Here is a 23,509-nt window from a genome sequence, read left to right as displayed (position 1 = left end):
TTGAACCATGCGCATATCCAGCTCGCAGTACTTCAGCATGAACGTCGAGACAATGAGCAGTCAGCAGGCTCAGTTGTCGCAGATCTACCAGCAAATTTCGAGTGGCGTCAGCCTCAGCACCGCCGCCGACAACCCGCTCGGCGCGGCCCAGGCCGTGCAATTGAGTTCGACGGCGACGGCGCTATCGCAATACACCAGCAACCAGGGCGCCGCGCTGTCGTCGTTGCAGGCCGAGGATTCGACGCTCAGCGGCGTGCTCAGCACGCTGCAAAGCGTGAATACGCAAGCGCTCAGAGCGAGCGACGGCAGCTTGAACGATGCCGACCGCAGCGCCATTGCGACACAGCTGACGAGCTTGCGCGACCAGTTGCTGACCTATGCCAATGCAACTGACAGCGCGGGCAATTCGCTGTTCTCCGGGTTCCAGAACGCCACCCAGTCGTTCACCACCAACGCAAGCGGCGCCGTCGTCTATTCGGGCGACACCGGCACGCGCACCGTGCAGGTCACCGACAGCAACCAGGTGGCGACGGGCGACAACGGCATCGCCGTGTTCATGAGCGTCGGCGCGGTCAATGCGCAGCCGGTCGCCAGCGGCAGCTCGGGCAACCTGGGAACGGGCGTGATCGGTGCGGTGACGGTCAACGATCCGACCAACGCGGCGAACGCGGATTCGTATCAGATCCAGTTCAGTGGCAGCGGCGCGTCGCTGACCTACCAGATCAACGACACCACCACCGGCGTCGCCGGTACGGCGCAAGCCTATACGGCAGGCGCCAACATCACGATTGCCGGCCAGACCGTAGCGATCACCGGCACGCCGTCCGCCGGAGACACCTTCACGGTCCAGCCGGCCAAACAGGCGGGCACCGACGTGTTTGCCAACCTGAACGCGATGATCTCCGCATTGCAACAGCCAGTGGCGGGTAATGCGGCGGCGGCTGCGACCTTGCAGAACGCGATGAACACCGGCCTCACGCAACTGGCCAACACGATGAGCAACGTGACGGCGGTGCAGGCGTCGGTCGGCGGACGCGAACAGGAAGTGAAGGCGCTGCAAACCGTGACGGAGACCAACTCGCTGCAAGCGCAGAGCAACCTGTCGGACCTGACCTCGACCGACATGGTGACCACGATCAGCAAATACACGATGCAGCAGGCGGCATTGCAGGCTTCGCAGCAGGCCTTCGTGCAAGTGCAGAACATGTCGCTGTTCCAGTACATCAATAACTGATAGATCGACGCGGCACGAACAACAAAAACGACGCAATTGTGAACTGCACCCCAAATCGTTGGACAGCCGTCCAACGATTTGGGGTGTTTTTTTTTGTGACCAAATACAGCGCGGAAGTGTGGAAGTGTGGAAGTGTGGAAGTGCTTTAGCGAAGCCCCGCCGCGACCCGTCCCATCTGGTCGATGCCGCTGTCGAACAGCCGCATGAAGAATGGAATCATGTTCGGCAGCATCAGCTGTACCAGCAGCAGGCCGATCAGCATCGTGAGCGGAAAACCGATCTGGAACACGCCGATCTGCGGCGCCGCGCGATTGAGAATGCCGAGCGCGAGGTTGGCGATCAGCAACGCCACCACCACCGGCAGCGACAGCAGCAAGCCCGCCGAGAAGATCGAACCGCCCCAGTTGGCGAGCGTCTGCCAGCCGTGCGGCGCGAGCAGGTTCGCCGACACCGGCACCGACTGGAACGTCGTCACGAGCGCGGCCAGCATCTGCAGGTGGCCGTCGACGGCGAGAAACACCAGCGTTGCGATCGTCGTCATGTAGCGCGAGATCACCACGCCCGAACCGGTCGCCTGCGAGTCGAAGAAGGTCGCGAAGCCGAGACCCATGCCCAGGCCGATGAAGTAGCCGGTCGCGTCGATCGCCTGGAAGACGATCTGCATCGTCACGCCGAGCGCGATGCCGATCAGGAACTGGTTGACCAGAATCCACACCCCGGCGGCGGAGAACACCGTGACTTGCGGCATCGCGCCGATGGTCGGCGCGACGATGATCGTGGTGAACGCGGTGAGGCCGATCTTCACGCGCGCGGGCATCGACGCGTTGCTGAACACCGGCGCGGTGGCGACCAGCGCGGCGATGCGCGCGAACGGCCAGAGGAACGCAGTCAGCCAGACATTCAGTTGAGCGTAGGTGACCGTGAACATGGCGGCAGACGAAGCGGCGGCGAGCCGCTCAGTTGACCAGCGTCGGAATGCTGGTGAGCGTGTGGCGCAGGTAGTCGAGCATCGTCGTCAGCATCCACGGGCCGGCGATCACGAGCGTGACCGCGATGGCCAGCAGCTTCGGAATGAACGAGAGCGTCGATTCGTTGATCTGCGTGGCCGCCTGGAACAGACTCACCACCAGGCCGATGACCAGCGCGACGAGCAGGAGCGGCGCGGCCAGCACCAGGCCGACGTACATCGCCTGGTGGGCCAGCGTCATGACTGATTCGGGTGTCATGGTGAGAGTGCCGGAAACGTTAGGGGTTAAAGAGCCGAGCGCGGATTAAACGAAACTCTGCGCGAGCGAGCCCAGCAGCAACTGCCAGCCGTCGACCAGCACGAACAGCATCAGCTTGAACGGCAGCGAGATGGTCGCGGGCGACACCATCATCATGCCCATCGACATCAGCACGCTCGCCACCACCATATCGATGATCAGAAACGGGATGAAGATCGTGAAGCCGATCGTGAAGCCGGTCTTCAACTCGCTGGTCACGAACGACGGCACCAGCAGCGACAGCGGCACGTCCTCCGGACCTTGCATCGGCGCGGCGTGCGAGATGCGGGCGAACAGCGCGAGATCGCTTTCGCGGGTCTGGCGCAGCATGAAGGTCTTGAACGGCGCGACGCCGCGCGAGACCGCCTGGTCCATCGTGATGGTGCCGTCGGAGAACGGCTTGTAGCCTTCGTTATAGGCCTTGTCGAGCACCGGCGACATCACGAAGAGCGTGAGAAACAGCGCGAGCCCGACCAGCACCTGATTCGGCGGGGTGGTGGTCGTGCCGAGCGCCTGGCGCAGCAGTGACAACACGATGATGATGCGCGTGAAGCTCGTCATCATCAACACCATCGCGGGCAGGAACGACAGCATCGTGAGCAGCAGCATCGTCTGCACGCTCAGCGAGTAGGTCGTGCCGCCGTTGGGGCCGGGGCTCGTGTTGAACGCGGGCAGGCCTGCGGTCTGCGCGAAGGAGAGCGTGGGCAGCGCGAGCATCAGCGCCGGCAACACGAGCGGCGCGTAGCGGCGCAGCAGGGCGAGTACGGCTTGCGAAGGGGATTGCGAAGCGGCTTCTGAAACGGCCGCGGCGTCAGGCGCCGGCTGAAGGCTGACTTGCAAGGAACTGAACTGCATTACCGATCCCCGCCGCCTTGGGCGTTGAAACGTTTGCCTACCTCGTCTTTCAACGCGTCGCGAAAGCGTTGACCGAAGGTGCCCGGCAACGGCGCGCGAGCGCCTTGATTTTGCGCAGGCGTGCCGGCGAGTGCATCGGGCGCGGCGGAGCCGGCCGGCATGGTATGCAGCAAACGCACGTTGCCGGGCGCCGCGCCGAGCACGAGCCACGTGTCGCCGATCTCGACGACCGCGACGCGCTCCTTGCCGCCGAGCGACGCCCCGCCGATGGTCTTCACGAGGCCGCCGCGATTGCCCGGCTGCAAGCCGAAGCGGCGCGCGAGCCATGCACAGCCGAACACGAGGCCGATCACGACCAGCAAGCCGACGATTGTCTGCAATACCGCGCCGACGCCGAGCGCCGGGACGGCCGCGCCCGCGCCGACACCCGACGCGATGCTCGCGGCGTGGTTGACCGCGTTCATATCGGCGGCTTGCGCGGGGAAGGGCACAGCGAGCGGCGCGCACAGCGCCGCCGTGGCGGCCGCCAGGCGGGCGGCCCGAAGCAGGGCATCGCGCGAAGCGTGGAGCGCGGCGCGACGGGCAATGCGTTTCATCGATTCAACTTCCGGATGCGTTCGGACGGCGTGATGATGTCGGTCAGACGGATGCCGAACTTGTCGTTCACGACCACCACTTCGCCTTGCGCGATCAGGCAGCCGTTCACCAGCACATCCATCGGCTCGCCGGCCATGCCGTCCAGCTCCACCACCGAACCCTGCGCGAGTTGCAGCAGGTTGCGGATCGCGATCTTGGTGCGGCCGAGTTCGACGGTCATCTGGACAGGAATGTCCAGGATCATGTCGATATCGTTGCGCGTCGAGGTCGGCTCGACCTTCGACAGCGGTTGGAACACGCCGGCCGCCGCCGGATTGACTTCGGCGTTGTCGTTCTGCTCGGCCAGCGCACTGGCCCAGTCGGCCATCGCGTCATCTTCCTCGGAGCTTACCGCGCCGGCGGCCAGTTCGGCCTCGGGCTTTGTGTTCAGGTCACTCATATCCACCTTCCTTCATCGTGTCGGCTGCGCTGATCATCTTCTGGACCCGCAACGCGTACTGACCATTGAAAATTCCGTAGCCGCATTCCATCACCGGCACGCCGTCGACTTTCGCCGTGATGTGCTCGGGGATGTTGACCGGCAGAACATCGCCTTTGCGCATGTTCAGGATCTGTTCGAACGTGACCGGCACCTGCGCGAGATCGGCGGTCAATTCCACTTCCGCTGCCTGGACCTGCTGCGACAGCACGCGGACCCAGCGGCGGTCGATGTCCATCGCCTCGCCCTGGATCGGCGACGACAGGATGTCGCGGATCGGCTCGATCATCGAATACGGCATGCAGATGTGCAGCGTGCCGCCGGTCGTGCCGAACTCGATCGAGAACTGCGTGACGATGACGATCTCGTTGGGCGTCGCGACGTTGGCGAACTGCGTGTGCATTTCCGAGCGCACGTATTCGAACTGCAGCGGGCGCACGCTTTTCCACGACGCCGCGTAGTGATCGAAGGTCAGATTGAGCAGCTTCATGATGATGCGCTGCTCGGTCTGCGTGAAGTCGCGCCCTTCGACGCGGGTATGGAAGCGCCCGTCGCCGCCGAACAGGTTGTCGACCACGAAGAACACGAGGTTCGGATCGAACACGAACAGCGACGTGCCGCGCAACGGCTTGACGTGGACCAGATTCAGGTTGGTCGGGATCGGCAGGTTGCGGGTGAATTCGCTGTACTTCTGCACCTTCACCGGACCGACGGAGATTTCCGCCGAACGCCGCATGAAGTTGAAAATGCCGACGCGCAGCAGACGCGCGAAGCGGTCGTTGATGATTTCGAGGCCGGGCATCCGGCCGCGGACGATGCGTTCCTGCGTCGCGATGTTGTACGGGCGTACGCCGGTACGGTCGCTTTGCTCGGCTTCGGTGTCGGATTCGCCGGTGACGCCCTTGAGGAGGGCATCGACCTCCTCCTGGGACATGAACTCTTCGTGGCCCATTCCTTATTCCTCGTGCGTCCCGTGGCGGTTGATGATGGCAGCGCTAGACAACGTCACTGCACGACGAATTCGGTGAACAGCACGTCCTGCACGCGGAGCGGCGCAGCGCCCTTGTCGCTCGGCTGCTCGATCAGCGTCTTGAGTTCGTCGGCGAGCGCGTGCTTGCCTTCGAGCGGCGCGAGTTCTTCCGGATGCTTGTTCGACAGCGCGAGCAGGATGTGGCTGCGCACTTCCGGCATGTGGTCGGTGAGTTCCTGCTGGGTGCGGGTGTCGCCGAGCTTGAGCGTGAGGCCGATGCGCAGGAAGTGCTGCTGGCCGTCGTCCGACTGCAGGTTGACCGTCATCGATTCGAGCGGAAAGAACAGCGGCGCCGCGGGCGGCGGCGGCGCGGCTTCGGCCGAAGCGGCGGCGGGTGCGCGTTTGGACATGAAGAACCACACCCCCGCGCCGGCTGCGCCCGCGGCGATGATCGCGATGAGGGCGATCAGGATGATGCGCTTCAAGGGGCCCGGCGAGGCGGGCGCGACTTGCTGAGGTGCGGTTGTGGTTGCCATGAGGTTTGCTTTGCTTGCCTTTAGTGCTGGTGATGGTGATTGTTGTTGATTTGGCTGTCAGGTGATGGGTCGAAAAGAAGGGGTATTGCGGGCTATCTCTGGTTTTTGGGGTTCTTGGCCCCGGAGGGCTGGCGGGTTTGCGATTCTGGCTTGGTGACGTTCCTGGCTGTTTGCGAGCGGCGTTGGCCTCTCCTTGCTTTCACGTCGGTCTGCTAGCGTTGCCCCTGTGCGGGGCGGCACTCACTTTCTTTGCGGTCGCAAAGAAAGTAAGCAAAGAAAGCGGCTTTACACCGCTAATTCTTAAGCGGGTCCCTTGGCTTGGAGGGGGTAGTGGTGCATCTGGAATCCGTGTTCCCGCACACTCCGCCTCAGTGACAAGGCAGTCATTCTTCCGGCGGCGCTGCGCGCGCCGTCGCGCTGCTTCATGAACCGTCGGCGTGGGCTGGTCGTTCGAAAGGAGAGTGCTCAGGTCAAGCGCAAGCTCTCTGCTTGCAGCGAATGCCGCGCCGCTGGCAAACCGTCAGGCCTGGGTATCGTCCGCGCAATCCGTCATGCGAACGTGTCCACCAAGCCGACCTTCCGCCGCACGGCGACGTTGGCGACCGTGTCGACCGTGTCGGATGCGCCGCCGCCCGCGAACGAGCCGCCGTTGCCGCTGGACTTGCCGCCCGAGCGGCCCGAGTCGGCGCTCTGGTGGCCGCCGCTCTGGCGGGCGAAGCCGTCGCTCACGCTGGCGCTGCCCAGCCCGATGCCGTTCGATTCCATCGCCTCGCGCAGCTTCGGCAACGCAGCTTCGACAGCTTCACGGACCGATTGATGCTGCGAAACGAACAACGCATGTGCATGGTTATCGGCAACCTGCAAGACAACCTGTAGCGGCCCGAGATCCTTCGGATTCAGCGTCAGTTCGGCACTCTGCGTGTGCGCGTTCGACAGGAACACCACCTTCTGGCTCAGCGCGTCCTCCCAGTCGGTCGTGCCGACCTGCGGGGTCAACGCGTTCGCCACGTCCGCCGCGCTCGCATTGCCGGTGCTTTGCACCGCCGCCGTCGTGCTCGCGGCATTCGCTGCGGCTTGCGTGGCGGCCAGTACCGCGTTCGCCACGTCGGCTGCGCTCTTGAAGGACGCCACGTTGTCGGCCTGCCCGCTGCTGGCCGCCGTCGCCGTCAGCGCGTCGAGCGTCGATTTCGCCGCCGCCGGGTCGGTTAGTGTCGTCGGCGCGGCAGTCGATGCCGTCGCTGCGGCCTTGCTTGCGCCCAATCCCTTGCCGTCGCCGAGCAGGCCGCTCGCCGCCGATTTGCCGTCCGCCGCGCCGTTCAGCGCCATCCCTTTGGCCGCCGTGGCGGCGGACGCTGCCGCGCCGCTCGCCAACGTCTGCGCCGGCACCGCGCCCTGGCCGCTCGCGAGCGCGGCGAGCGCCGCCTGCAACGCGTCTTGCAGAGACGTCGGATCGGTGGCCGCGGTTTTCTTCGACGACGCGCTGCCGGTCGTCGCGGTTGCCGCTGTGCCGGCCAACGCGGTCGCGGCATCGGCCAAGGTCGTGGCGGGGTCGGCGGTAGTGGTCGTCGTTGCGCCGTTCGGGTCGTTCTGGGCTTGCGCCTGAGCCTGGGTTTGAGCCTGTGCTTGGGCTAGAGCAGCGGCTGCTGCCGCAGCAGTGCACGGGTCGGTCTGGGCCGCCGCTTTGCCGGACTTCGTCGATGTCGCGGCGGTCTTGCCTGTCGAGGTTTGCTGCGTCTGCCCCGTTGCAGCAGCGGACGCCGCCGTGCTCGTCGAACTGCTGTTGTTCACGCTGCTGCTTGCATCGGCGTTCGCGCTGTTCGACGCGCTCTGGGCCGGCGGCGCGTCATGCACGCTCGCCGAAGCCGAAGCCGAAGCCGAAGCCGAAGCCGAAGCCGCCTTCTGCTGACTCGCGCTCTGCGCGGCTGCGCTGTTTTGCTGGTCGATGCTCTGCTGCAAGGTTTGCGAGAACGGGTTGGCGCTCGCCGCGGCGGCCATCACCGCGCTGGTCGAGGTGCTGCTGGCGGAGCCGAGCAGCGAGCCGATCTGTGAAAGAAGCGACATAAGGAATCCTGTCAATCCGTCAAACGGGGTGGTCGGTCAGACGTGGCGGCGCTCGCGCCGCTCAAGCGCCTTCGGCGCGCATGCGCAGAATTCGCGCGGCATGTTCGTCGGCGTCGCGCTGATCGCGCCGCGCGACGGTTTTCGCTTCGGCCGCTTCGCCGCGCGCCTGCAGCACTTCGTACGAGCCGAGCTTCTGCTTCTGGCGCTGCCAGTCGGGCTTGGCGGCTTCGACGCGCGCATTGGCGGTCACCAGCAGATTGCGCTGCTGGTCGATGGCCGCGTCGAGCGTGTCGATGAACGCCTGGAAGTTGCGCATGTTGCCGGCCGGCATGCCGCTCTGCGCGGTCGCCGTGAAGCGCGAATGGTATTCGTCACGGTATTGCACGAGCGAGTCGAGCTGCGTCTGCACGTCGTTGCGCTCGCGCTGCGCGCGGCCCAGACGTTGCGCGGCGGCGTCGACATCGTCTTTGGCGAGGCCGATAAGCGTCTTGATCGGAAAGTGTTTCGCCATCGTCAGCCTCCTTAGGCAAACAGCGCGTTCAGCATGTCGACACTCGGTTCAAAGTTCGCGCATTCGCGAAAACCTTGCTGCAAAAATGCTTCCATCCGCGGATACAGCGCGATCGCGCGGTCGAGCACCGCGTCGCGTCCGCTCGAATACGCGCCGACGTTGATCAGATCGCGGTTGCGCTGATAGCGCGACAGCATCTGCTTGAACATACGCGTTCTGTTCAAATGGTTGTCGTCGATCAGCGCGGTCATTGCCCGGCTAATCGACGCTTCGATATCGATCGCCGGATAGTGGCCGGCTTCGGCGAGCGAGCGCGACAGCACGATGTGGCCGTCGAGGATCGCCCGCGCGGAGTCGGCGATCGGGTCCTGCTGGTCGTCGCCTTCAGTCAGCACGGTGTAGAACGCGGTGATCGAGCCGCCGCCCGCCGGACCATTGCCGGTCCGTTCGACGAGTGCCGGCAGCTTGGCGAACACCGAAGGCGGATAGCCCTTGGTGGCGGGCGGCTCGCCCACGGCCAGCGCGATCTCGCGCTGCGCCATCGCGTAGCGGGTCAGCGAATCCATCAGCAGCAGCACGTGCTTGCCCTGGTCGCGGAAATATTCGGCGAGCGACGTGGAATACGAGGCCGCCTGCATCCGCAGCAACGGCGATACGTCGGCAGGCGCTGCGATCACCACCGAGCGCGCGAGACCTTCCTCGCCCAGAATCTGTTCGATGAATTCCTTCACTTCGCGGCCGCGTTCGCCGATCAGGCCGATCACGATCACTTCGGCGCTGGTGTAGCGCGCCATCGTGCCGAGCAGCACTGATTTACCGACGCCGGAACCGGCGAACAAGCCCATGCGCTGACCACGGCCGACGGTCAGAAGCGCGTTGATCGCGCGCACGCCGACGTCGAGCACCTTGTGAATCGGCTCGCGATTGAGCGGATTGATGACCGGCGCGGACAGCGGCGCGTCGGCCTGCGCGCCGAGCGGCCCGAGGCCGTCGAGCGGCCGGCCGGACGCGTCGAGCACGCGGCCGAGCAATTCCCAGCCGACCGGCAGACGCTTCGCGCCCGCCAGCGGATCGGCGATCGGCGCGCTTTCCAGCGGAAAGACGCGCGCGCCGGGCAGCAGGCCGATCACTTCGGTGGTCGGCATCAGGAACAGCTTGTCGCCGGAGAAGCCGACGACTTCGGCTTCGGCCATCGGCAGCGAACTGCCGGGTGGCAATTCGATCATCACTTCGGCGCCCACCGACAGGCGCAGGCCAACGGCTTCGAGCACAAGACCGGCGGCACGCGTCAAGCGTCCGCATGCGCGCAGCGGCCTGGCGATCGCGTTGCGCGCGCGCAGCGCGTCGAGCCGGCCGCGCCACGCCTGCACGTGCGGATTGCTGTCGAGCGCGGGGTCATAAGGGGCTTGAGCGATAGCCGGGGAAGCGGCGCTTGAAGCCGCGGAATCGCGGCTCGCGGCGGCGCCCGTCGCCGGATGGGCGTGAGCCGGATCGCGCAGCGCGGCTTCGATGGCGGCAACCGCGGCCGCGGCCGGTGTCACGGCGGGTGTCGCCACGTCCGGCACATCCGCGAGCGCCTCGGGGCCGAACGACGCCAGCGCCAGTTCGCGTTCGAGCGGCGTCAGATCGCTGGCGCGGATGTCTTCGAGCGTCGGCTTCACCACGTGCTCACCTTGCCGAGCGCGGCCGCGACGCGCTCCCAGCGCGTCTCGATGCCGGCGTCCACTTCGCCGCTGCCGGCTTGCGCGCGGCAGCCACCGCGCTCCACCGATGCATCCGTGCGCACGGTCCAGCCGCGCGTTTGCAGTTCTTCCATCAGATAGGCTTCGACGACCGGCAGATCGGCGGGACTCACGATCAACGCCGGCGCGCCGACCAACGCGGGCTCGGCGGCGAGCACCTCGCGCGCGGCGGCGATCAGCGCGGTCGGGTCGTGCTGCACGTGCTGGCGCACCACCTGTTGCGCGATGTCCAGCGCCAGCGCGACCAGCGTTTCGGAGATCGCGCCCTGCACGCCGTCGAGCGCGCTCTTGAAGGTGGCCGCCAGCGCGGCCAGGCGCGCCGCTTCTTCGCGCGCTTCGCTTTGGCCCTGCTCGAAACCCTGCGCATGGCCCTGCTCGTAACCGGCCTGGTAGCCGAGCGCCTGACCGGCCACGTGGCCGGACGCGATGCCCTGCGCGTGCGCGGCGTCGCGCAGGCGTTCGAGTTCGGCTTCGAACGCGCCTTCGTCGACTTCGGGTTCGGGCGGCGGCGGCGGGGGCGCCGGATCGAACGAGGCCATTTCCCAGCGCTGGTAGGCCGAGAGGCGCTCCTTCGCCGTGGCGTTCTGATCAGACATAAGCATCTTCCGCCTTGCCGCCTAGAACGATCTGCCCGCTCTCGGCGAGGTTGCGTACGATCTGCAGGATGCGGCGCTGCTGCGTTTCGACTTCGGACACGCGCACCGGGCCGCGTGCGTCGAGGTCTTCGGCGAGCAGTTCGGCCGCGCGCTGCGACATGTTCGACAGGAACTTCTGGCGCAGCGCGGGCGGCGCACCCTTCAGCGAGATGATCAACGCTTCGGACTCGACTTCCTTCAGCAGCAACTGGATCGCGCGGTCTTCCAGATCGAGCAGGTTCTCGAACACGAACATCTGGTCGATGATCTTCTGCGCGAGTTCCGCGTCGTACTGGCGAACGTTCTCGATCACGCCTTCTTCATGGTTGCTCGACATGAAGTTGAGAATCTCGGCCGCCGTGCGGATGCCGCCCATCGGGCTGCGCTTCAGATTGTCGCTGCCGGACAGCAGGCCGGTCAGCACGTCGTCGAGTTCGCGCAGCGCGGCCGGCTGGATGCCGTCGAGCGTCGCGATGCGCAGCAGGACGTCGTTACGCAGACGGTCAGTGAAGCAGGCGACGATTTCCGACGCCTGATCGCGGTCCAGATGCACGAGGATGGTCGCGATGATCTGCGGATGTTCGTTCTTGATCAGCTCGGCGACCGCCGCGGAATCCATCCACTTCAGGCCTTCGATGCCGCTGGTGTCGCTGCCCTGCAGAATCCGGTCGATGATCGCGCCGGCCTTGTCGTCGCCCAGCGCCTTGGTCAGCACCGAACGGATGTACTCGTTCGAATCCAGCGACATGCCGGTGTGCTGCTCGGCTTCCTTCACGAACTCCTGCAGAACTTCGTCGACCTGCTCGCGGGTCACGTTCTTCAGCGCGGCCATCGCAACGCCGATCTTCTGGACTTCGCGCGGCCCGAGGAACCTGAACACCTGCGCGGCTTCTTCCTCGCCGATCGACATCAGCAGGAGCGCGCTTTTCACTACGCCTTCAGCGCTCATCGGACACCCAATTTTTCACGACGGTTGCAACGATCTTCGGATCCTGGCGCGCGATGTTGCGCGCAAATTCCAGGTTCCGCTCATATTTGTGTTTCGAGTTTTCCAGCGCGAGGGTCTCGCTGTCGGTCTCGATTTCGACCACGGCGCCTTCGCGCTCGGCGGCCGGGATGCCGTCCAGCAGCATCGGCTCGTCCGGCGACGCCAGCGCGGCGAGGGCGGGCTCCGGCGGCGGGAAGGCACGGCGCAGCGCCGGCTTGACCATCACGAAGTAGAGGAACAGGGCGACCGCGCCAATGCCTAGGTAGGTCGCGATCTGCTTGTAGAGCGCCAGCATGTCCGGCGTGCGCCACCACGGCAGGTTCGCGTTCGGATCGATGTCGGTGGTGAACGCGCTGTTGACCACGTTGACCGAGTCGCCGCGCGTCGAGTCGAAGCCCATCGCGTCCTTCACCAGTTGGGTGACCTGCGCGAGCTTGTCGGCGGTGACCGGCACCATGCTCACCTGACCCTTCGCGTCGACCACCTTCATGTAGTTCACCACCACCGCCACCGACAGACGCCGGATGTCGCCCATCGGCCGGTCGATGTGGCGCACGGTCTTGTCGAGTTCGTAGTTGGTGGTCGAATCCTTGCGGTCGCTAACCGGCGTGCTGCTCACGCCGCTCGCGCCGTTGCCCGCCGTGATCGGCGCGGAAGCCGGCTGCGGTGGCTGGTTCGAGAGCGCGCCCGGCACGCCCGAGGCGCCGCTTTGCGACATTTCGGTGGCGCTGCTGCTTTGCTGGCTGCGGATCGCCGCCTGCTGCGGATTGCCGTTCGGGCCGTAGTTTTCCGAGGTCTGTTCGGTGTGCGAGAAGTCGATGTCGGCGCTGACCTGCGAGTGCGCGTTGCCCGAGCCGAACAGCGGCGCGAGGATCGCGTTGATGCGCTGCTGCGTGTTGCGTTCGATCTGCTGGCGGAACTTCAGTTGCGATGCGTCCAGCCCATTGCCGGCGGTCGGTTGGGTCAGCAGATTGCCGTCCTGATCGAGGATCGTCACGCCGTGCACCGGCATTTCCGGCACCGCCGACGACACCATGTGCGTGATCGCGACCACCTGGCCTTCGTCGAGCACGCGGCCCGGATAGAGGTTGACCAGCACGGCCGCCGACGGCGCTTCCTTGTCGCGCACGAACACCGAGGGCTTGGGTATCGCCAGATGCACGCGCGCCGACTTCACCGTCGAAATCGACTCGATCGTGCGCTCCAGTTCCCCTTCCAGCGCGCGCTGATAGTTGACCTGCTCGTCGAACTGGCTGATGCCGAACTTCTGGTTGTCCATCAGCTCGAAGCCGACCGAACCGCTCTTGGGCAAGCCTTGCGACGCGAGGCGCAGGCGCATCTCGTGCACCTGCTCGGACGGCACGAGGATCGCGCCGCCGCTGTCGGACAGTTTGTATGGGATGTTGGCCTGCTGAAGCGCAGCGATGATCGAGCCGCCGTCGCGGTCGGACAGATTGCTATAGAGCACCTTGTAGTCCGGCGAGCGCGACCACAGGAACAGGCCCGCCACGATCGCCACCAGCAGCGCGACCGCGAAGATCAGCGGCGCGCGCGGGTTGCCGCGCATTTGCGCAAGCCCCGACAGCCGCTGGGTGAAGTTGCCGCCCATGCCGCCGAGCCCGCCAAGGTCGGCCGCGCCGCCTGCCTGGCCGCTGCCGGGCGCGACGGCGCCGGGCTGCGCGCCGGTCAGCCCCATGCGGGCGTCGGGGTTGATCAATGAGTTGGCTGACGAATCCATGCGTCGGGTATCTCCGGGATGCCTTTGCGTTCTGCCGCCTGCCGCCGCACCGGGGTCGGCGGGCGTACGGACAGAGACTTTCACCATTGAAATTATCCGCAGCGCGGCTCAAGCCGATTGCTTGAATAGAGCCGGGTTTCCCCCCTACTTTCGGGGCTTTCCCGATGTGCGCGCTTGCTATGCTTTCGCTCAGATCGGTACGGCCGTCGTGTGGCTGCGCCGCACCGGTCGCTCAATAAAGGGAGAGAACATGACCATGCCCGTGAACGCGCTCTCGTCGGCGCTGCAACAGATGCAGTCGATGGCGGCGCAGGCGGCCGGCGGCACCAGCCAGGCGGCGCCCGAAGGGTCCGGTGCGGCGACGGCCGGCGGCTTCGCGTCGGCGCTGAAGGCGTCGCTGGACAAGATCAGCGGCGACCAGAAAACGGCGATCGGCGAATCGCAGGCGTTCGAGCTGGGGTCGTCGAACGTGTCGCTGAACGACGTCATGGTCGACATGCAGAAGGCCAACGTCGGCTTCCAGTTCGGCCTGCAGGTGCGCAACAAGCTGGTCGCCGCCTACAACGAAATCTCGCAGATGGCGGTCTGAGCGGGCGTCGGACGGTGGGCGACGCCGTCCGCTGCCTGCGTTGCGCGAACCCGCACCAGTGAGCGCGGCGCCGCGGTTGCGGCCGTCCGCGCCAGCGCGGTGCGGTGGCCCGGTGCTGCCGGCATGGCTCGCCAGCAAAAACTGACGAGCGCCTGCCGGCGCAGCGCTGGCCCGTGCGCGATGCGCCCCTTAATCCCCCTTACATCGGCCTAAAGCTTTGTCGTTGCCTATCCGATAACCCGGGTATAGGGCAGCTTGGGGCAGCAACGTCCCCCACGGCCCTGCCACGACCAAACCGCAGTCTGTATGAGAGGAGGAGCGCCGATGTTTTCCCCAGGGCACGCTGGAGCCAATGCGTACGCACGCGTCGGTGTCGAGACGAGTGTGATGGGCGCGAGTCCGCATCGTCTGATCGTGTTGCTGTATCAGGGCGCAAGGCAAGCCATCGCGCAGGCTCGGATGCATTTGCAGGCAGGGCACGTGGCCGATCGCGGCATGGCGGTCAGCAAGGCCATTCGCATTATCGAAAGCGGGCTGCAGCAGTCGCTGAACCTGGAAGTGGGCGGCGAGATTGCGGAGCGGTTGAACGCGCTGTACAGCTACATGACGCGTCGGCTGTTCGAAGCCAATATGAAACAGAGCGAGACGATGCTGGTCGAAGTCGACGGCCTGCTGGCGACGCTCGAAGAGGCTTGGATCGGGATTGCCCCGGAGATCGCGCGGATGGCAGCCCAGCCGGCCGCGGAAAGCATGAGATGACATCGAACGCAGAATATTTTGCCCGCTACGAGGCGGTTGCCGCGATTTCCTGCCGCATGCTGATGGCTGCCCGGCGCGCCCTGTGGACCGATCTGGTTCACTTGCAGGAGGAATACCGGCACCTGGTGGAAGCCTTGAAGGACGCCGACTGCGGTGTGAAGCTCGACGAGGCCGAGCGTTTGCGCAAGTACGCGCTGATCCGCCAGATTCTCGCGGACGACGCCGCCATTCGCGATCTGGCGAATCCGGGCATGGCCAATCTGTCAGCGCTGTTCGCCGGACGGCCGACGCGCGTGCTCAAGGAACTGTACGGCGCACGTTGAGTGTGCCGCGACAGGCGACACTCGTGCCGCTTGCGCCAGGTGCGCCGCGTCCGGGTCGCTGCGCGTGACTGGATTGATTTGAGATTTGAGCGCGCTGCCGCCAATGTGACCAAGGAATCGGCATGAACGGAATCGACACGGCCATCGCTTCGCTGCTCGCGAGCCGGGTCGACAGCCTGCTCAACATCGCGCCGGGGAGCGCGGCCACGTCGCAGACCGGCGCGGCGGTCGTCGATACTGCACCGACCACCGCGCCTCCCGCCGCCACGCCCCCACCACCGCCTTCCGCGCAAACCGCGCTGTCCGCCGTCGCGCTGACGCTCAATGCGATCGCCCGCTCGGGCGGCGACGCGACGCCCGCCGTGCTCGGGCAGCGGCCGATCTGGCCGGCTGCGCCGGCGCTCGATATCGAAATCGGCGGCCTGCCGCTGTTCGATACACCGGCTGCTTCCACTGCCGCCAATGCCAGTCCGGCTGCCGCGGGAACTACGGCCACAGCCAATGTGGCGGCCGCCCAGGTGCCGGTCGCGGCGCTCGCGGCCGCGCTCGAACAGACGGTCGGCGACAGCGGTCTCTTCTACGAAGCCCATCTCGCGCAATGGCTGGCTGGCCAGCGCTCGCCGGCGGAGTTGGCCGACGAGGCGCAAAACAGGCTGGTGGCCGCCGCGCAATTGCCGCTCGACTGGGCAAGCGAAGAGGGCGACGCCACTTTGCCGAACGGCGCCGCGCGACAGGGCATGGGAGCATCGCCCCATGGCGCCGCGCAAAACGGCGCGCCAGGTGGCACGCCGGACAGCAGCGCCGCCGCTCGCGCAATGCCGTCGATTCTGACCGCGCAAGCGGCACGCTTCGTGGCCGGCGAAGTGCTGGCCAGTTCATTGTCCGACCTGAACGGCCAGCCCGCGCATGCGGGCCTGCACAGCGCGGCGGCGCAAACCGCCGACGCGGGCTCGTCGCAGAGTGCGCAATCCATGGCGGCGGCGGTGCATCCCGCGACCGTGGCGCTGGTGCGTCAGCAACTGGATCTGCTCGCCACCGGACAGTTTCGCTGGAGCGGCGAAGCATGGCCGGGCGCGCGCCTGGATTGGACCATCGAACAGGACGGCGACGAATGGGACCGCAGCGGCGGCGGCGCCGCGAGCGAAGACGACCAGCCGTGGCGCACCCGTCTGACACTGTCGTTGCCGACGCTCGGCACCGTCGACGCAGAACTGACGTTGACCGGCATGCGCCTCGTGGCGCGCGTGCAGGCAAGTCCGGGCGGCGCGGCGCGGCTCGCGATGCAGGGCGAGAGCTTCCGGCAGCGGCTCGCGGCGGCAGGCATCGAACTGAACGGCTTGACGATCCGCGAGATCGGCGGCGGCGCGCCGGCCACGGTGGCGGCCGCGGCGGGAGCGCAGGCGGCGGCTTCAGCGTATGCGCGTTCGGCTTCGGCGGCGAGCGCGGCGACATCCTCGGCTGCGGCGGCTAACGATGCCGCCCGCGCAAGCACCATCGGCGCCACGGCTGCTCGCCGCGCCGCGCGCGCGAGCCGCGCGTCGGCCGGGCAGCGCGACGACTTCGACTGGGATATCTGATGAGCCGCCAGCATCGCCGCAGCGCGGCCGCACTCGTTTACGACGCGCAGAGCAGCGACCCCGCGCCGCGCGTGGTCGCCAAAGGCTACGGGTTGCTGGCCGAGATGATCGTGCAACGGGCCAAGGAAGCCGGCCTGTATGTCCATGAGGCGCCCGAAATGGTGTCGCTGCTGATGCAGGTGGACCTCGACGCGCGCATTCCGCCGCAGCTTTATCAGGCGGTCGCGGAATTGCTTGCGTGGCTGCATCGGCTGGAAAGCGGCGCCGAGGAAGAGCCGGTGCATGGCGCCGACATCGTCGCCCAGGACGTGACCGATGTGGTCGCTACCGAGGTGGCAGGCGGTCCGCCCGCGCGCTGAGCGTCACCACGCGGCGCAGCGTCCACCGGTTGTCCGATCCCGTCAGAAACGCATCATCAACTTCAGCAACGCGTCGACCCGCTTGCCATACGGCGGAGCGATCCAGCTGCGCGCGTTCAGCCGCGCCTGCGTCAGCACCGGCTTCATCTTCGAGAAAGTCACGAAGCCTTCGTAGCCGTGATAAGCCCCCATCCCGCTCGCGCCGACTCCGCCAAACGGCAGGCTTTCGCACGCCAGATGCATCAGCGTTTCGTTGACCGCCATCCCGCCGGCAATCGTTTCGTGCGTCACGCGTTTGATCGTGTGCGCGTCGTCCGCATATAGATACAGCGCGAGCGGACGAGGCCGCGCGTTGATCCACGCGATCGCGTCGTCGAGCGTGTCGTACGGAACGATCGGCAACAGCGGCCCGAAGATTTCCTCCTGCATCAGCGCGCATTCGTCCGGCGCGTGGGTGACGGCGATCAGCGGAAAGCGGCGACTCGTGGCGTCGGGCACGGCGTCGGTGAGCGCGTGCAGTTGCGCGCCCCCGGCGCGGGCTTCGTCGGCGAGCCGTTCGAGGCGCGCGAAGTGGCGCGCCGAAATGATCGACGTGTAGTCCGGGTTGTGCGCGAAGCCGGGGTACATCTTCGCCATTCGCGTGCGGGCCCGTTCGATGAACGCCTGCTCCTTGCCGCGCGGCACCAGCACGTAGTCCGGCGCAACGCAGGTTTGCCCCGCGTTGAGGGTCTTGCCGGCGACGAGGTTGTCGACCGCGTGGTGAAAGCGCGCGTGCGCGCCGATGAGCGCCGGCGACTTGCCGCCGAGTTCGAGCGTGACCGGCGTCAGATGCCCGGCGGCCGCGCGCATCACTTCGTGGCCGACCTTCGTGGAGCCGGTAAACAGCAAGTGGTCGAACGGCTGCGCACTGAACGCGGCGCCAAAAGCCGCGTCGCCGTTCACCACCGCGATGTGATCGCGCGCGAAGGTCTGGCCGATCAGTTGCTCGAACAGCGCCGACGTGCGCGGCGTCAATTCGGACATCTTGATGATCGCGCGATTGCCGGCCGTCAACGCGCTGACGAGCGGCCCGGCGGCGAGCAGCACCGGATAATTCCACGGCACGATGATGCCGATCACACCGAGCGGCTGCGGCACGACCTTCGCACGCGCCGGCAGAAGCCATTTGTTGGTGCTGCGTCGCTGCGTTTTCATCCAGCGCTTGCCGTGCTTGAGCGCGGCGTCGATCTCTTCCTTCACGAGCAGGAATTCGGCCAGCAGCACTTCCTGTTTCGCGCGATTGCCGAAGTCAGCGTTCATCGCGTCGGCGAGGGCGTCGCGATTGTCGAGCATGAGTTTGCGCAACGTTCGCAGATGCGTGGCGCGCGTGTCCCACGAAGGATACGGCGCGCGCAGGTAAGCATGGCGTTGATCGCGCAGCAGCGCTTCGAGCGCGGCGACCTCTGCCAGATCGTTCTTCATGGATGTCCACTCCCTGATGGATGACGGTGCGCGTTGGGTCGCGCTTATTTGATTCGCGGGTTTTTTTCAGTTGCTGCTTTGGCGCTCTCCCGCACCTCACGCGGGAAACGCACGCTCGATGATCGCCGCATGATCGAACGTGGCCGGCAGCGTGCCGTACACGCGGCCGCTTTCGCCGCAGCCGTCGGCGAGACGGGTGGCGATGAACGCTTCGGCGATCACGGCGGGCGCATGCCTGACGAGCAGCGTGGCCTGCGCAATCAGCACGATCTGCTGCGCGATGCGCCGCGCCGACGCTTCGCGCTGCTCGGCCGGTGCGTTGAGCGTGGCGGCCAGCTTGGCGAGCGCGGCGCTCAACGCCGGATGCGAGTGCGCATCCGCTTGCCACGCGGCGAACAACGCTTGCGCCGCTTCCGGCTCGCGCTCCATCGCGCGCAGCACGTCGAGGCACATCACGTTGCCGGAGCCTTCCCAGATCGAATTGACGGGCGCTTCGCGATAGAACCGCGCCATCGGACCGGTTTCGACGTAGCCGTTGCCGCCCCAGACTTCCATCGCCTCGCCCGTGAATTCCAAGGTGCGCTTGCAGACCCAGTACTTCGCCGCCGGCGTGACGATGCGCCGCCATGCGCGTTCGGCGGAAGAGGTGGCCGAGTTGGACGAAGCGTCGGCGGATTCCTCGAATGCGCGCGCGAGGCGCATGAACAGCACCGTCGCGGCTTCCGACTCCAACGCCAGATCGGCCAGCACGTTGCGCATCAGCGGCTGATCGGCCAACTGCCGCCCGAACGCGCTGCGATGGCGCGCATGATGGATCGCCTGCACCAGCGCCGCGCGCATCAACGCCGCGCTGCCGATCACGCAATCGAGCCGCGTGTAGTTTGCCATTTCGATGATGGTCGGCACGCCTCGCCCTTCCTCGCCGATCATGATGCCGAACGCGTCGAGGAACTCGACTTCGCTGCTCGCATTCGAGCGGTTGCCGAGCTTGTCTTTCAGACGCTGGATCTGCACCGCGTTCTTGCTGCCGTCGGGTGCGAAGCGCGGCACGTAGAAGCACGACAGGCTCGCGTGATCGTCGGTGCGCGCGAGCACGAGGTGCGCATCGCATTGCGGCGCGGAGAAAAACCACTTGTGGCCGACGAGCCGGTATGCGCCGTCGCGGCCGCCGGCGGCGAGCGCATGCGCGTAGGTCTGATTGCTGCGCACGTCGGAGCCGCCTTGCTTCTCGGTCATGCCCATGCCGATCATCGCGGAGCGCTTCTGCGCGAGCGGCACGTCGCGCGGATCGTGTTCGCGGGCGTAGAGCTTGTCGCGCAGCGTATCGAATAGTGCGGGCTCGCGCTGCAGCACGGGAATACTGGCGAAAGTCATCGTCAGCGGACACAGCGACCCGGATTCGATTTGCGCATGCAGAAAATAACCGGCGCAGCGCGCGACCATCGCACCACGCTGCGGATTGGAAAACGGCAGCGCATGCAGACCCTCGCGGCGCAACAGCGAGAGCAGCGAATGCCACGCGGGATGAAACTCCAGCGCGTCGATGCGCTCGCCTCGCGGACTATGCGTGAACAGTTCGGGCGTATGACGGTTGGCGAGTTCGGCGAGCGCGAGCGTGTCGGGTGTGGTGAGCGCCGCGCCGTGGCGCAGCAACGCGTCGCGATGCCAGCCGGCGCCGTCGCGTTCGAGCGCCGCGGACAACGCGGTGTCGCAGGCAAACAGGTTGTAGTCCGCCAGCGGCGGGACCTGGTTGGTCACGTCGTGAGTCTGGCCGAAGTGATGCCGTTCCATTTGCTGTCTCCGTTCACCGCGGGCTCGCCGGTGCTGATCGACGGGATGCTGCGGAATGCTGTTGAATCGCCGCGTGTCGTGCCGCACGCTGGGAGGATGGCGCGCGCCGCGCGCTGTTTGAATGCCGCGCGCGGCCGGCGGGCGGCCCCTCGCGTGCCTTTCATCATAGGGTCGCGATGGCGCTTGCGTTTAGAGGATTCGCCCTGGCACGAAGCCGCTGCAGCCCCGCGACGCTCCCTACAATGCCGGGGAAACACACGTAGACAAGTGTGCACGAGACAGGGTGCGCGAGCAACGCGGCCCACCAGGAGGGAGCGCATGCAATACGACTACATCATCGTCGGTGCGGGCTCGGGCGGCTGCGCGCTGGCGAGCCGTCTCGCGGATAGCTGTCCCGACGCGACGATCGCGCTGATCGAAGCCGGTCCGCACACCGACCGCAATCTGCTCGTGAATATGCCGGTCGGCGTGGCGGCCTTGGTGCCGAACAAGCTCAAGACCAATTACGGCTACTTGACGACGCCGCAGCCGGGGCTCGCCGGCCGGCAAGGCTATCAGCCGCGCGGGCGCGGCTTCGGCGGATCGAGCGCGATCAACGCGATGATCTACACGCGCGGCCATCCGCTCGATTACGACGAGTGGGCGCAGCTCGGTTGCGAAGGGTGGTCGTGGGCCGAGGTGCTGCCGTATTTCCTTCGCGCCGAAGGCAACGAGCGCGGCGCCGATGCGTGGCACGGCGATGCCGGTCCGCTCACCGTGTCCGATCTCCGTTACCAGAATCCGTTTTCGAAGCGCTTCGTGCAGGCGGCGCTGGAAGCCGGGTACAAGCCGAATCGCGATTTCAACGGTGCGGACCAGGAAGGGATCGGCTTCTATCAGGTGACGCAGCGCGATGGACGCCGTTGCAGCGTCGCGCGCGCGTATATCTACGATCGCGTGCGTCCCAATCTGCACACGATCGCCGACGCAACTGTGCTGCGTGTGTGCTTCGACGGCAAGCGCGCGAGCGGTGTCGAGATCGTGCGCGGCGGCCGCACCGAAACGCTCGAAGCGCGCGCCGAGGTTGTGCTCGCGGCGGGCGCGTTCAATTCGCCGCAACTGCTGATGTGCTCGGGCATCGGGCCGGCCGCGCATCTGCAGTCCTTCGGTATCGGTGTGCTCCACGATGCGCCGGAGGTCGGCCAGAACCTGATGGATCACGTCGACTTCACGATCAACAAGCGTGTGTCGTCGAGCGAGACGACCGGGTTTTCGTTGCGCGGAATCGCGCGGATGCTGCCGCAATTCGTCGACTTCATGCTTCATGGGCGCGGCATGCTGTCGAGCAATGTCGCCGAGGCGGGCGGCTTTCTGAAGAGCCGGCCGACGCTCGAGCGCCCCGATCTGCAACTGCATTTCTGCGCGGCGCTCGTCGACGATCACAACCGCCGCATGCACTGGGGCCACGGCTATTCGCTGCATGTGTGCGTGCTGCGGCCGCACAGCCGCGGCGCGGTGATGCTGGCGAGCGCCGATGCTCGCACAGCACCGTTGATCGATCCGCGCTTTTTCAGCGATGCACGCGATCTCGATCTGCTGGTTGACGGTGTGAAGATGGCGCGGCGCATTCTGGATGCGCCGTCGCTTGCGCTGCATGGCGGCGCCGAGTTGTATACGCGTGCGGGACAGCCGGACGCGGAACTGCGCCGGATCATCGGCGAGCATGCGGACACGATCTACCATCCGGTGGCCACGTGCCGGATGGGCGGCGACGGGCGTTCGGTGGTCGACCCGCAATTGCGGGTGCGAGGCGTGACGGGGCTGCGGATCGTCGATGCGTCAGTGATGCCGACGTTGATCGGCGGCAACACCAATTCGCCGACGGTGATGATCGGCGAACGTGCAGCCGAGCTGATCGCGGTTAGCTGGCGCGATGGGCCGATAGCGTTGAACACTGCACCGGCGGATACGGCCAGCGGCGGGGTGGCGGGTCGAACGGCGCCGGCGGTGTAGGGCTGCGGGGAAAAGCCGGCCGCAAGGGCATCATTGGCCGGACGGTGGCGGCGTTGGCGTTGGCGTTGCCGCCGACGCCGTTTGCTCCACCCCAGCCGCCGTGATTCCACTCATCCCAATGCCCGGCCCCAGCATGAAATCGTCGCCGGCCTGGCCGGGCAACGCATCGCGCGCAACCTGGAGCCACGCGCGCGCGGCGTGCGACAGATAACCGTTGCGCCGCCAGCCGATCGCCATTTCCCACAGAATCTCCGGGTCCACGACCGGCAGACAGGTGAACTGCGCCGGGTCGAGCCGCCGGCAATACGGCGCCGGCAGCAGCGCAATGCCGACGCCGGCCAGCACCAGCGCCGCCATGAAATCCCAATGCCCGCTTCGCCCGACGATGGTCGGCGCAAACCCCGCCGCGCGGCACGCGTTCAGCACCACGTCGTTCAGTGCGAGACTCTCGCCGTAGAACACGAACGGTTCATTGGCGAGCTGGGCGAGCGGCACCTCGTGCAAGTGATCCCAACGCGAGCCGGTGCGCGCGACGAGCCATAGCAGTTGGCGCGTGATCGGCAGCACGTCGATATTTTCCGGGTCGACTGGTTGCAACACGCCGCCCAACTCCAGCTCACCGCTGATCAGCGCCGTCTCGATTGCGCGCGAACCCTGCTCGAATAGCTTCAGCTCGATCTTCGGATAGCGTTGGCGGAACGCGGCGATGGCCGGGGTGAACAGCGACCCGCCCATCGGCGGAATGCCGATGGTCAGCTCGCCGCGGCCGAGCGTGTCGAGATCGTTCAGTTCGGCCTGCAATTGCGCGTGCGCGGCCAGCACCTCCTGGCCGCGTTGATAGACGATGCGGCCGGCGTCCGTCAACACCATCTGACGCCCGTCGCGCAGCAATAGCGGCGAGCCGATTTCGTCCTCCAGCGACTTGACCATCTTGCTGATGGTCGGCTGCGTGACGAACATCAGTTCGGCGGCGGCGGTGAAGCTTTGTTGACGAACCACCTCGACGAAATACCGCAGCGCACGTAGTTCCACGATCTCGGGCTCCAGA

23 protein-coding genes are annotated in these 23,509 nt (G+C 66.3%); 7 read left to right on the top strand and 16 right to left on the bottom strand.

Features of this window, described 5'->3' with window-relative positions; all coding sequences use genetic code 11:
- The first annotated feature begins 7 nt into the window (after positions 1-7).
- Complete coding sequence (gene flgL / locus FVF58_RS11005; protein WP_149669936.1) at positions 8-1,234, top strand: flagellar hook-associated protein FlgL; 1,227 nt, start codon at positions 8-10, stop codon at positions 1,232-1,234.
- Between the two features lie 145 nt (positions 1,235-1,379).
- Here the strand turns inward: flgL and fliR are convergent, their stop codons facing one another.
- The 13 genes from fliR to fliF form a co-directional block, all read right to left on the bottom strand.
- The gene (fliR, locus tag FVF58_RS11000; RefSeq protein ID WP_149669935.1) at positions 1,380-2,162 is read right to left on the bottom strand and encodes a flagellar biosynthetic protein FliR; all 783 of its coding nucleotides are present in this window, start codon (positions 2,160-2,162) and stop codon (positions 1,380-1,382) included.
- 28 nt (positions 2,163-2,190) lie between these two features.
- Positions 2,191-2,460: a flagellar biosynthesis protein FliQ gene (gene fliQ, locus FVF58_RS10995; protein ID WP_149669934.1), complete on the bottom strand. Its 270-nt coding sequence runs from the start codon at positions 2,458-2,460 to the stop codon at positions 2,191-2,193.
- A gap of 45 nt (positions 2,461-2,505) precedes the next feature.
- The gene (fliP, locus tag FVF58_RS10990; protein WP_188130787.1) at positions 2,506-3,354 is read right to left on the bottom strand and encodes a flagellar type III secretion system pore protein FliP; all 849 of its coding nucleotides are present in this window, start codon (positions 3,352-3,354) and stop codon (positions 2,506-2,508) included.
- The gene (gene fliO, locus FVF58_RS10985; RefSeq protein ID WP_149669933.1) at positions 3,354-3,950 is read right to left on the bottom strand and encodes a flagellar biosynthetic protein FliO; all 597 of its coding nucleotides are present in this window, start codon (positions 3,948-3,950) and stop codon (positions 3,354-3,356) included. Before fliO ends, fliP begins: the two co-directional genes overlap by 1 nt.
- The gene (gene fliN, locus FVF58_RS10980; protein ID WP_149669932.1) at positions 3,947-4,390 is read right to left on the bottom strand and encodes a flagellar motor switch protein FliN; all 444 of its coding nucleotides are present in this window, start codon (positions 4,388-4,390) and stop codon (positions 3,947-3,949) included. The genes fliO and fliN overlap by 4 nt, the downstream gene beginning before the upstream one ends.
- On the bottom strand, positions 4,383-5,381 hold the full coding sequence (gene fliM, locus FVF58_RS10975) for a flagellar motor switch protein FliM (RefSeq protein ID WP_149669931.1): 999 nt from the start codon (positions 5,379-5,381) through the stop codon (positions 4,383-4,385). The genes fliN and fliM overlap by 8 nt, the downstream gene beginning before the upstream one ends.
- 53 nt (positions 5,382-5,434) lie before the next feature.
- A complete protein-coding gene (gene fliL / locus FVF58_RS10970) occupies positions 5,435-5,935 on the bottom strand; it encodes a flagellar basal body-associated protein FliL (RefSeq protein ID WP_149669930.1) in 501 nt (166 codons plus the stop codon).
- 549 nt (positions 5,936-6,484) lie between these two features.
- Positions 6,485-7,996 carry a flagellar hook-length control protein FliK gene (locus tag FVF58_RS10960; protein ID WP_149669928.1) on the bottom strand — a complete coding sequence of 504 codons (1,512 nt, stop codon included), beginning with the start codon at positions 7,994-7,996 and terminating at the stop codon, positions 6,485-6,487.
- A gap of 61 nt (positions 7,997-8,057) precedes the next feature.
- On the bottom strand, positions 8,058-8,507 hold the full coding sequence (fliJ, locus tag FVF58_RS10955; protein ID WP_149669927.1) for a flagellar export protein FliJ: 450 nt from the start codon (positions 8,505-8,507) through the stop codon (positions 8,058-8,060).
- Between the two features lie 11 nt (positions 8,508-8,518).
- Entirely contained in the window at positions 8,519-10,171 is a 1,653-nt protein-coding gene (gene fliI, locus FVF58_RS10950; RefSeq protein WP_149669926.1) for a flagellar protein export ATPase FliI, read from the bottom strand.
- Positions 10,165-10,851, bottom strand: a complete 687-nt coding sequence (gene fliH / locus FVF58_RS10945) for a flagellar assembly protein FliH (protein WP_188130786.1) — start codon at positions 10,849-10,851, stop codon at positions 10,165-10,167. Before fliH ends, fliI begins: the two co-directional genes overlap by 7 nt.
- Positions 10,838-11,833 carry a flagellar motor switch protein FliG gene (gene fliG, locus FVF58_RS10940; RefSeq protein WP_149669924.1) on the bottom strand — a complete coding sequence of 332 codons (996 nt, stop codon included), beginning with the start codon at positions 11,831-11,833 and terminating at the stop codon, positions 10,838-10,840. Before fliG ends, fliH begins: the two co-directional genes overlap by 14 nt.
- Positions 11,823-13,610, bottom strand: a complete 1,788-nt coding sequence (gene fliF / locus FVF58_RS10935) for a flagellar basal-body MS-ring/collar protein FliF (RefSeq protein WP_149669923.1) — start codon at positions 13,608-13,610, stop codon at positions 11,823-11,825. The genes fliG and fliF overlap by 11 nt, the downstream gene beginning before the upstream one ends.
- 250 nt (positions 13,611-13,860) lie before the next feature.
- Between fliF and fliE the strand changes: the two genes are divergently transcribed.
- The 5 genes from fliE to FVF58_RS10910 all read left to right on the top strand — a co-directional run bounded on the left by fliE (position 13,861) and on the right by FVF58_RS10910 (position 17,217).
- Complete coding sequence (fliE, locus tag FVF58_RS10930; RefSeq protein WP_149669922.1) at positions 13,861-14,199, top strand: flagellar hook-basal body complex protein FliE; 339 nt, start codon at positions 13,861-13,863, stop codon at positions 14,197-14,199.
- Between the two features lie 324 nt (positions 14,200-14,523).
- Positions 14,524-14,958: a flagellar export chaperone FliS gene (fliS, locus tag FVF58_RS10925; protein ID WP_149669921.1), complete on the top strand. Its 435-nt coding sequence runs from the start codon at positions 14,524-14,526 to the stop codon at positions 14,956-14,958.
- Positions 14,955-15,281, top strand: a complete 327-nt coding sequence (locus tag FVF58_RS10920; RefSeq protein WP_149669920.1) for a flagellar protein FliT — start codon at positions 14,955-14,957, stop codon at positions 15,279-15,281. The genes fliS and FVF58_RS10920 overlap by 4 nt, the downstream gene beginning before the upstream one ends.
- Positions 15,282-15,403: 122 nt before the next feature.
- Entirely contained in the window at positions 15,404-16,858 is a 1,455-nt protein-coding gene (fliK, locus tag FVF58_RS10915; RefSeq protein WP_149669919.1) for a flagellar hook-length control protein FliK, read from the top strand.
- Positions 16,858-17,217, top strand: coding sequence for an EscU/YscU/HrcU family type III secretion system export apparatus switch protein (locus FVF58_RS10910; RefSeq protein ID WP_149669918.1), 360 nt, complete (start codon positions 16,858-16,860; stop codon positions 17,215-17,217). Before fliK ends, FVF58_RS10910 begins: the two co-directional genes overlap by 1 nt.
- 42 nt (positions 17,218-17,259) lie before the next feature.
- Here the strand turns inward: FVF58_RS10910 and FVF58_RS10905 are convergent, their stop codons facing one another.
- Both FVF58_RS10905 and FVF58_RS10900 read right to left on the bottom strand, forming a co-directional pair.
- Entirely contained in the window at positions 17,260-18,678 is a 1,419-nt protein-coding gene (locus FVF58_RS10905; protein ID WP_149669917.1) for a coniferyl aldehyde dehydrogenase, read from the bottom strand.
- Positions 18,679-18,774: 96 nt separating this feature from the next.
- Positions 18,775-20,469 (bottom strand): isovaleryl-CoA dehydrogenase, encoded by a 1,695-nt coding sequence (locus FVF58_RS10900; RefSeq protein ID WP_149669916.1) that lies wholly within the window; start codon positions 20,467-20,469, stop codon positions 18,775-18,777.
- A gap of 318 nt (positions 20,470-20,787) precedes the next feature.
- On the opposite strand from FVF58_RS10900, the gene FVF58_RS10895 reads away from it, so the two are divergent.
- A complete protein-coding gene (locus FVF58_RS10895; protein WP_246217024.1) occupies positions 20,788-22,461 on the top strand; it encodes a GMC family oxidoreductase in 1,674 nt (557 codons plus the stop codon).
- A gap of 30 nt (positions 22,462-22,491) precedes the next feature.
- Here the strand turns inward: FVF58_RS10895 and FVF58_RS10890 are convergent, their stop codons facing one another.
- The gene (locus tag FVF58_RS10890; protein ID WP_246217023.1) at positions 22,492-23,493 is read right to left on the bottom strand and encodes a LysR family transcriptional regulator; all 1,002 of its coding nucleotides are present in this window, start codon (positions 23,491-23,493) and stop codon (positions 22,492-22,494) included.
- Positions 23,494-23,509 lie beyond the last annotated feature (16 nt).

Source organism: Paraburkholderia panacisoli (genome assembly GCF_008369935.1).
Taxonomy (GTDB): domain Bacteria; phylum Pseudomonadota; class Gammaproteobacteria; order Burkholderiales; family Burkholderiaceae; genus Paraburkholderia; species Paraburkholderia panacisoli.
Note: the sequence above shows the minus strand (reverse complement) of the source record. Positions and strands in the feature narration are given on the sequence as shown.

Bases quoted from the DNA above. Each gene is read 5' to 3' on its own strand.
- fliM (WP_149669931.1), bottom strand. From the start codon at position 5,381: ATGGGCCACGAAGAGTTCATGTCCCAGGAGGAGGTCGATGCCCTCCTC.
- fliQ (WP_149669934.1), bottom strand. From the start codon at position 2,460: ATGACACCCGAATCAGTCATGACGCTGGCCCACCAGGCGATGTACGTC.
- FVF58_RS10920 (WP_149669920.1), top strand. From the start codon at position 14,955: ATGACATCGAACGCAGAATATTTTGCCCGCTACGAGGCGGTTGCCGCG.
- FVF58_RS10895 (WP_246217024.1), top strand. From the start codon at position 20,788: ATGCAATACGACTACATCATCGTCGGTGCGGGCTCGGGCGGCTGCGCG.
- FVF58_RS10960 (WP_149669928.1), bottom strand. From the start codon at position 7,996: ATGTCGCTTCTTTCACAGATCGGCTCGCTGCTCGGCTCCGCCAGCAGC.
- fliO (WP_149669933.1), bottom strand. From the start codon at position 3,950: ATGAAACGCATTGCCCGTCGCGCCGCGCTCCACGCTTCGCGCGATGCC.
- fliN (WP_149669932.1), bottom strand. From the start codon at position 4,390: ATGAGTGACCTGAACACAAAGCCCGAGGCCGAACTGGCCGCCGGCGCG.
- fliP (WP_188130787.1), bottom strand. From the start codon at position 3,354: ATGCAGTTCAGTTCCTTGCAAGTCAGCCTTCAGCCGGCGCCTGACGCC.
- fliF (WP_149669923.1), bottom strand. From the start codon at position 13,610: ATGGATTCGTCAGCCAACTCATTGATCAACCCCGACGCCCGCATGGGG.
- fliR (WP_149669935.1), bottom strand. From the start codon at position 2,162: ATGTTCACGGTCACCTACGCTCAACTGAATGTCTGGCTGACTGCGTTC.
- FVF58_RS10910 (WP_149669918.1), top strand. From the start codon at position 16,858: ATGAGCCGCCAGCATCGCCGCAGCGCGGCCGCACTCGTTTACGACGCG.
- FVF58_RS10905 (WP_149669917.1), bottom strand. From the start codon at position 18,678: ATGAAGAACGATCTGGCAGAGGTCGCCGCGCTCGAAGCGCTGCTGCGC.
- flgL (WP_149669936.1), top strand. From the start codon at position 8: ATGCGCATATCCAGCTCGCAGTACTTCAGCATGAACGTCGAGACAATG.
- fliJ (WP_149669927.1), bottom strand. From the start codon at position 8,507: ATGGCGAAACACTTTCCGATCAAGACGCTTATCGGCCTCGCCAAAGAC.
- fliE (WP_149669922.1), top strand. From the start codon at position 13,861: ATGACCATGCCCGTGAACGCGCTCTCGTCGGCGCTGCAACAGATGCAG.
- fliS (WP_149669921.1), top strand. From the start codon at position 14,524: ATGTTTTCCCCAGGGCACGCTGGAGCCAATGCGTACGCACGCGTCGGT.
- fliG (WP_149669924.1), bottom strand. From the start codon at position 11,833: ATGAGCGCTGAAGGCGTAGTGAAAAGCGCGCTCCTGCTGATGTCGATC.
- fliH (WP_188130786.1), bottom strand. From the start codon at position 10,851: ATGCTTATGTCTGATCAGAACGCCACGGCGAAGGAGCGCCTCTCGGCC.
- fliK (WP_149669919.1), top strand. From the start codon at position 15,404: ATGAACGGAATCGACACGGCCATCGCTTCGCTGCTCGCGAGCCGGGTC.
- fliL (WP_149669930.1), bottom strand. From the start codon at position 5,935: ATGGCAACCACAACCGCACCTCAGCAAGTCGCGCCCGCCTCGCCGGGC.
- FVF58_RS10900 (WP_149669916.1), bottom strand. From the start codon at position 20,469: ATGGAACGGCATCACTTCGGCCAGACTCACGACGTGACCAACCAGGTC.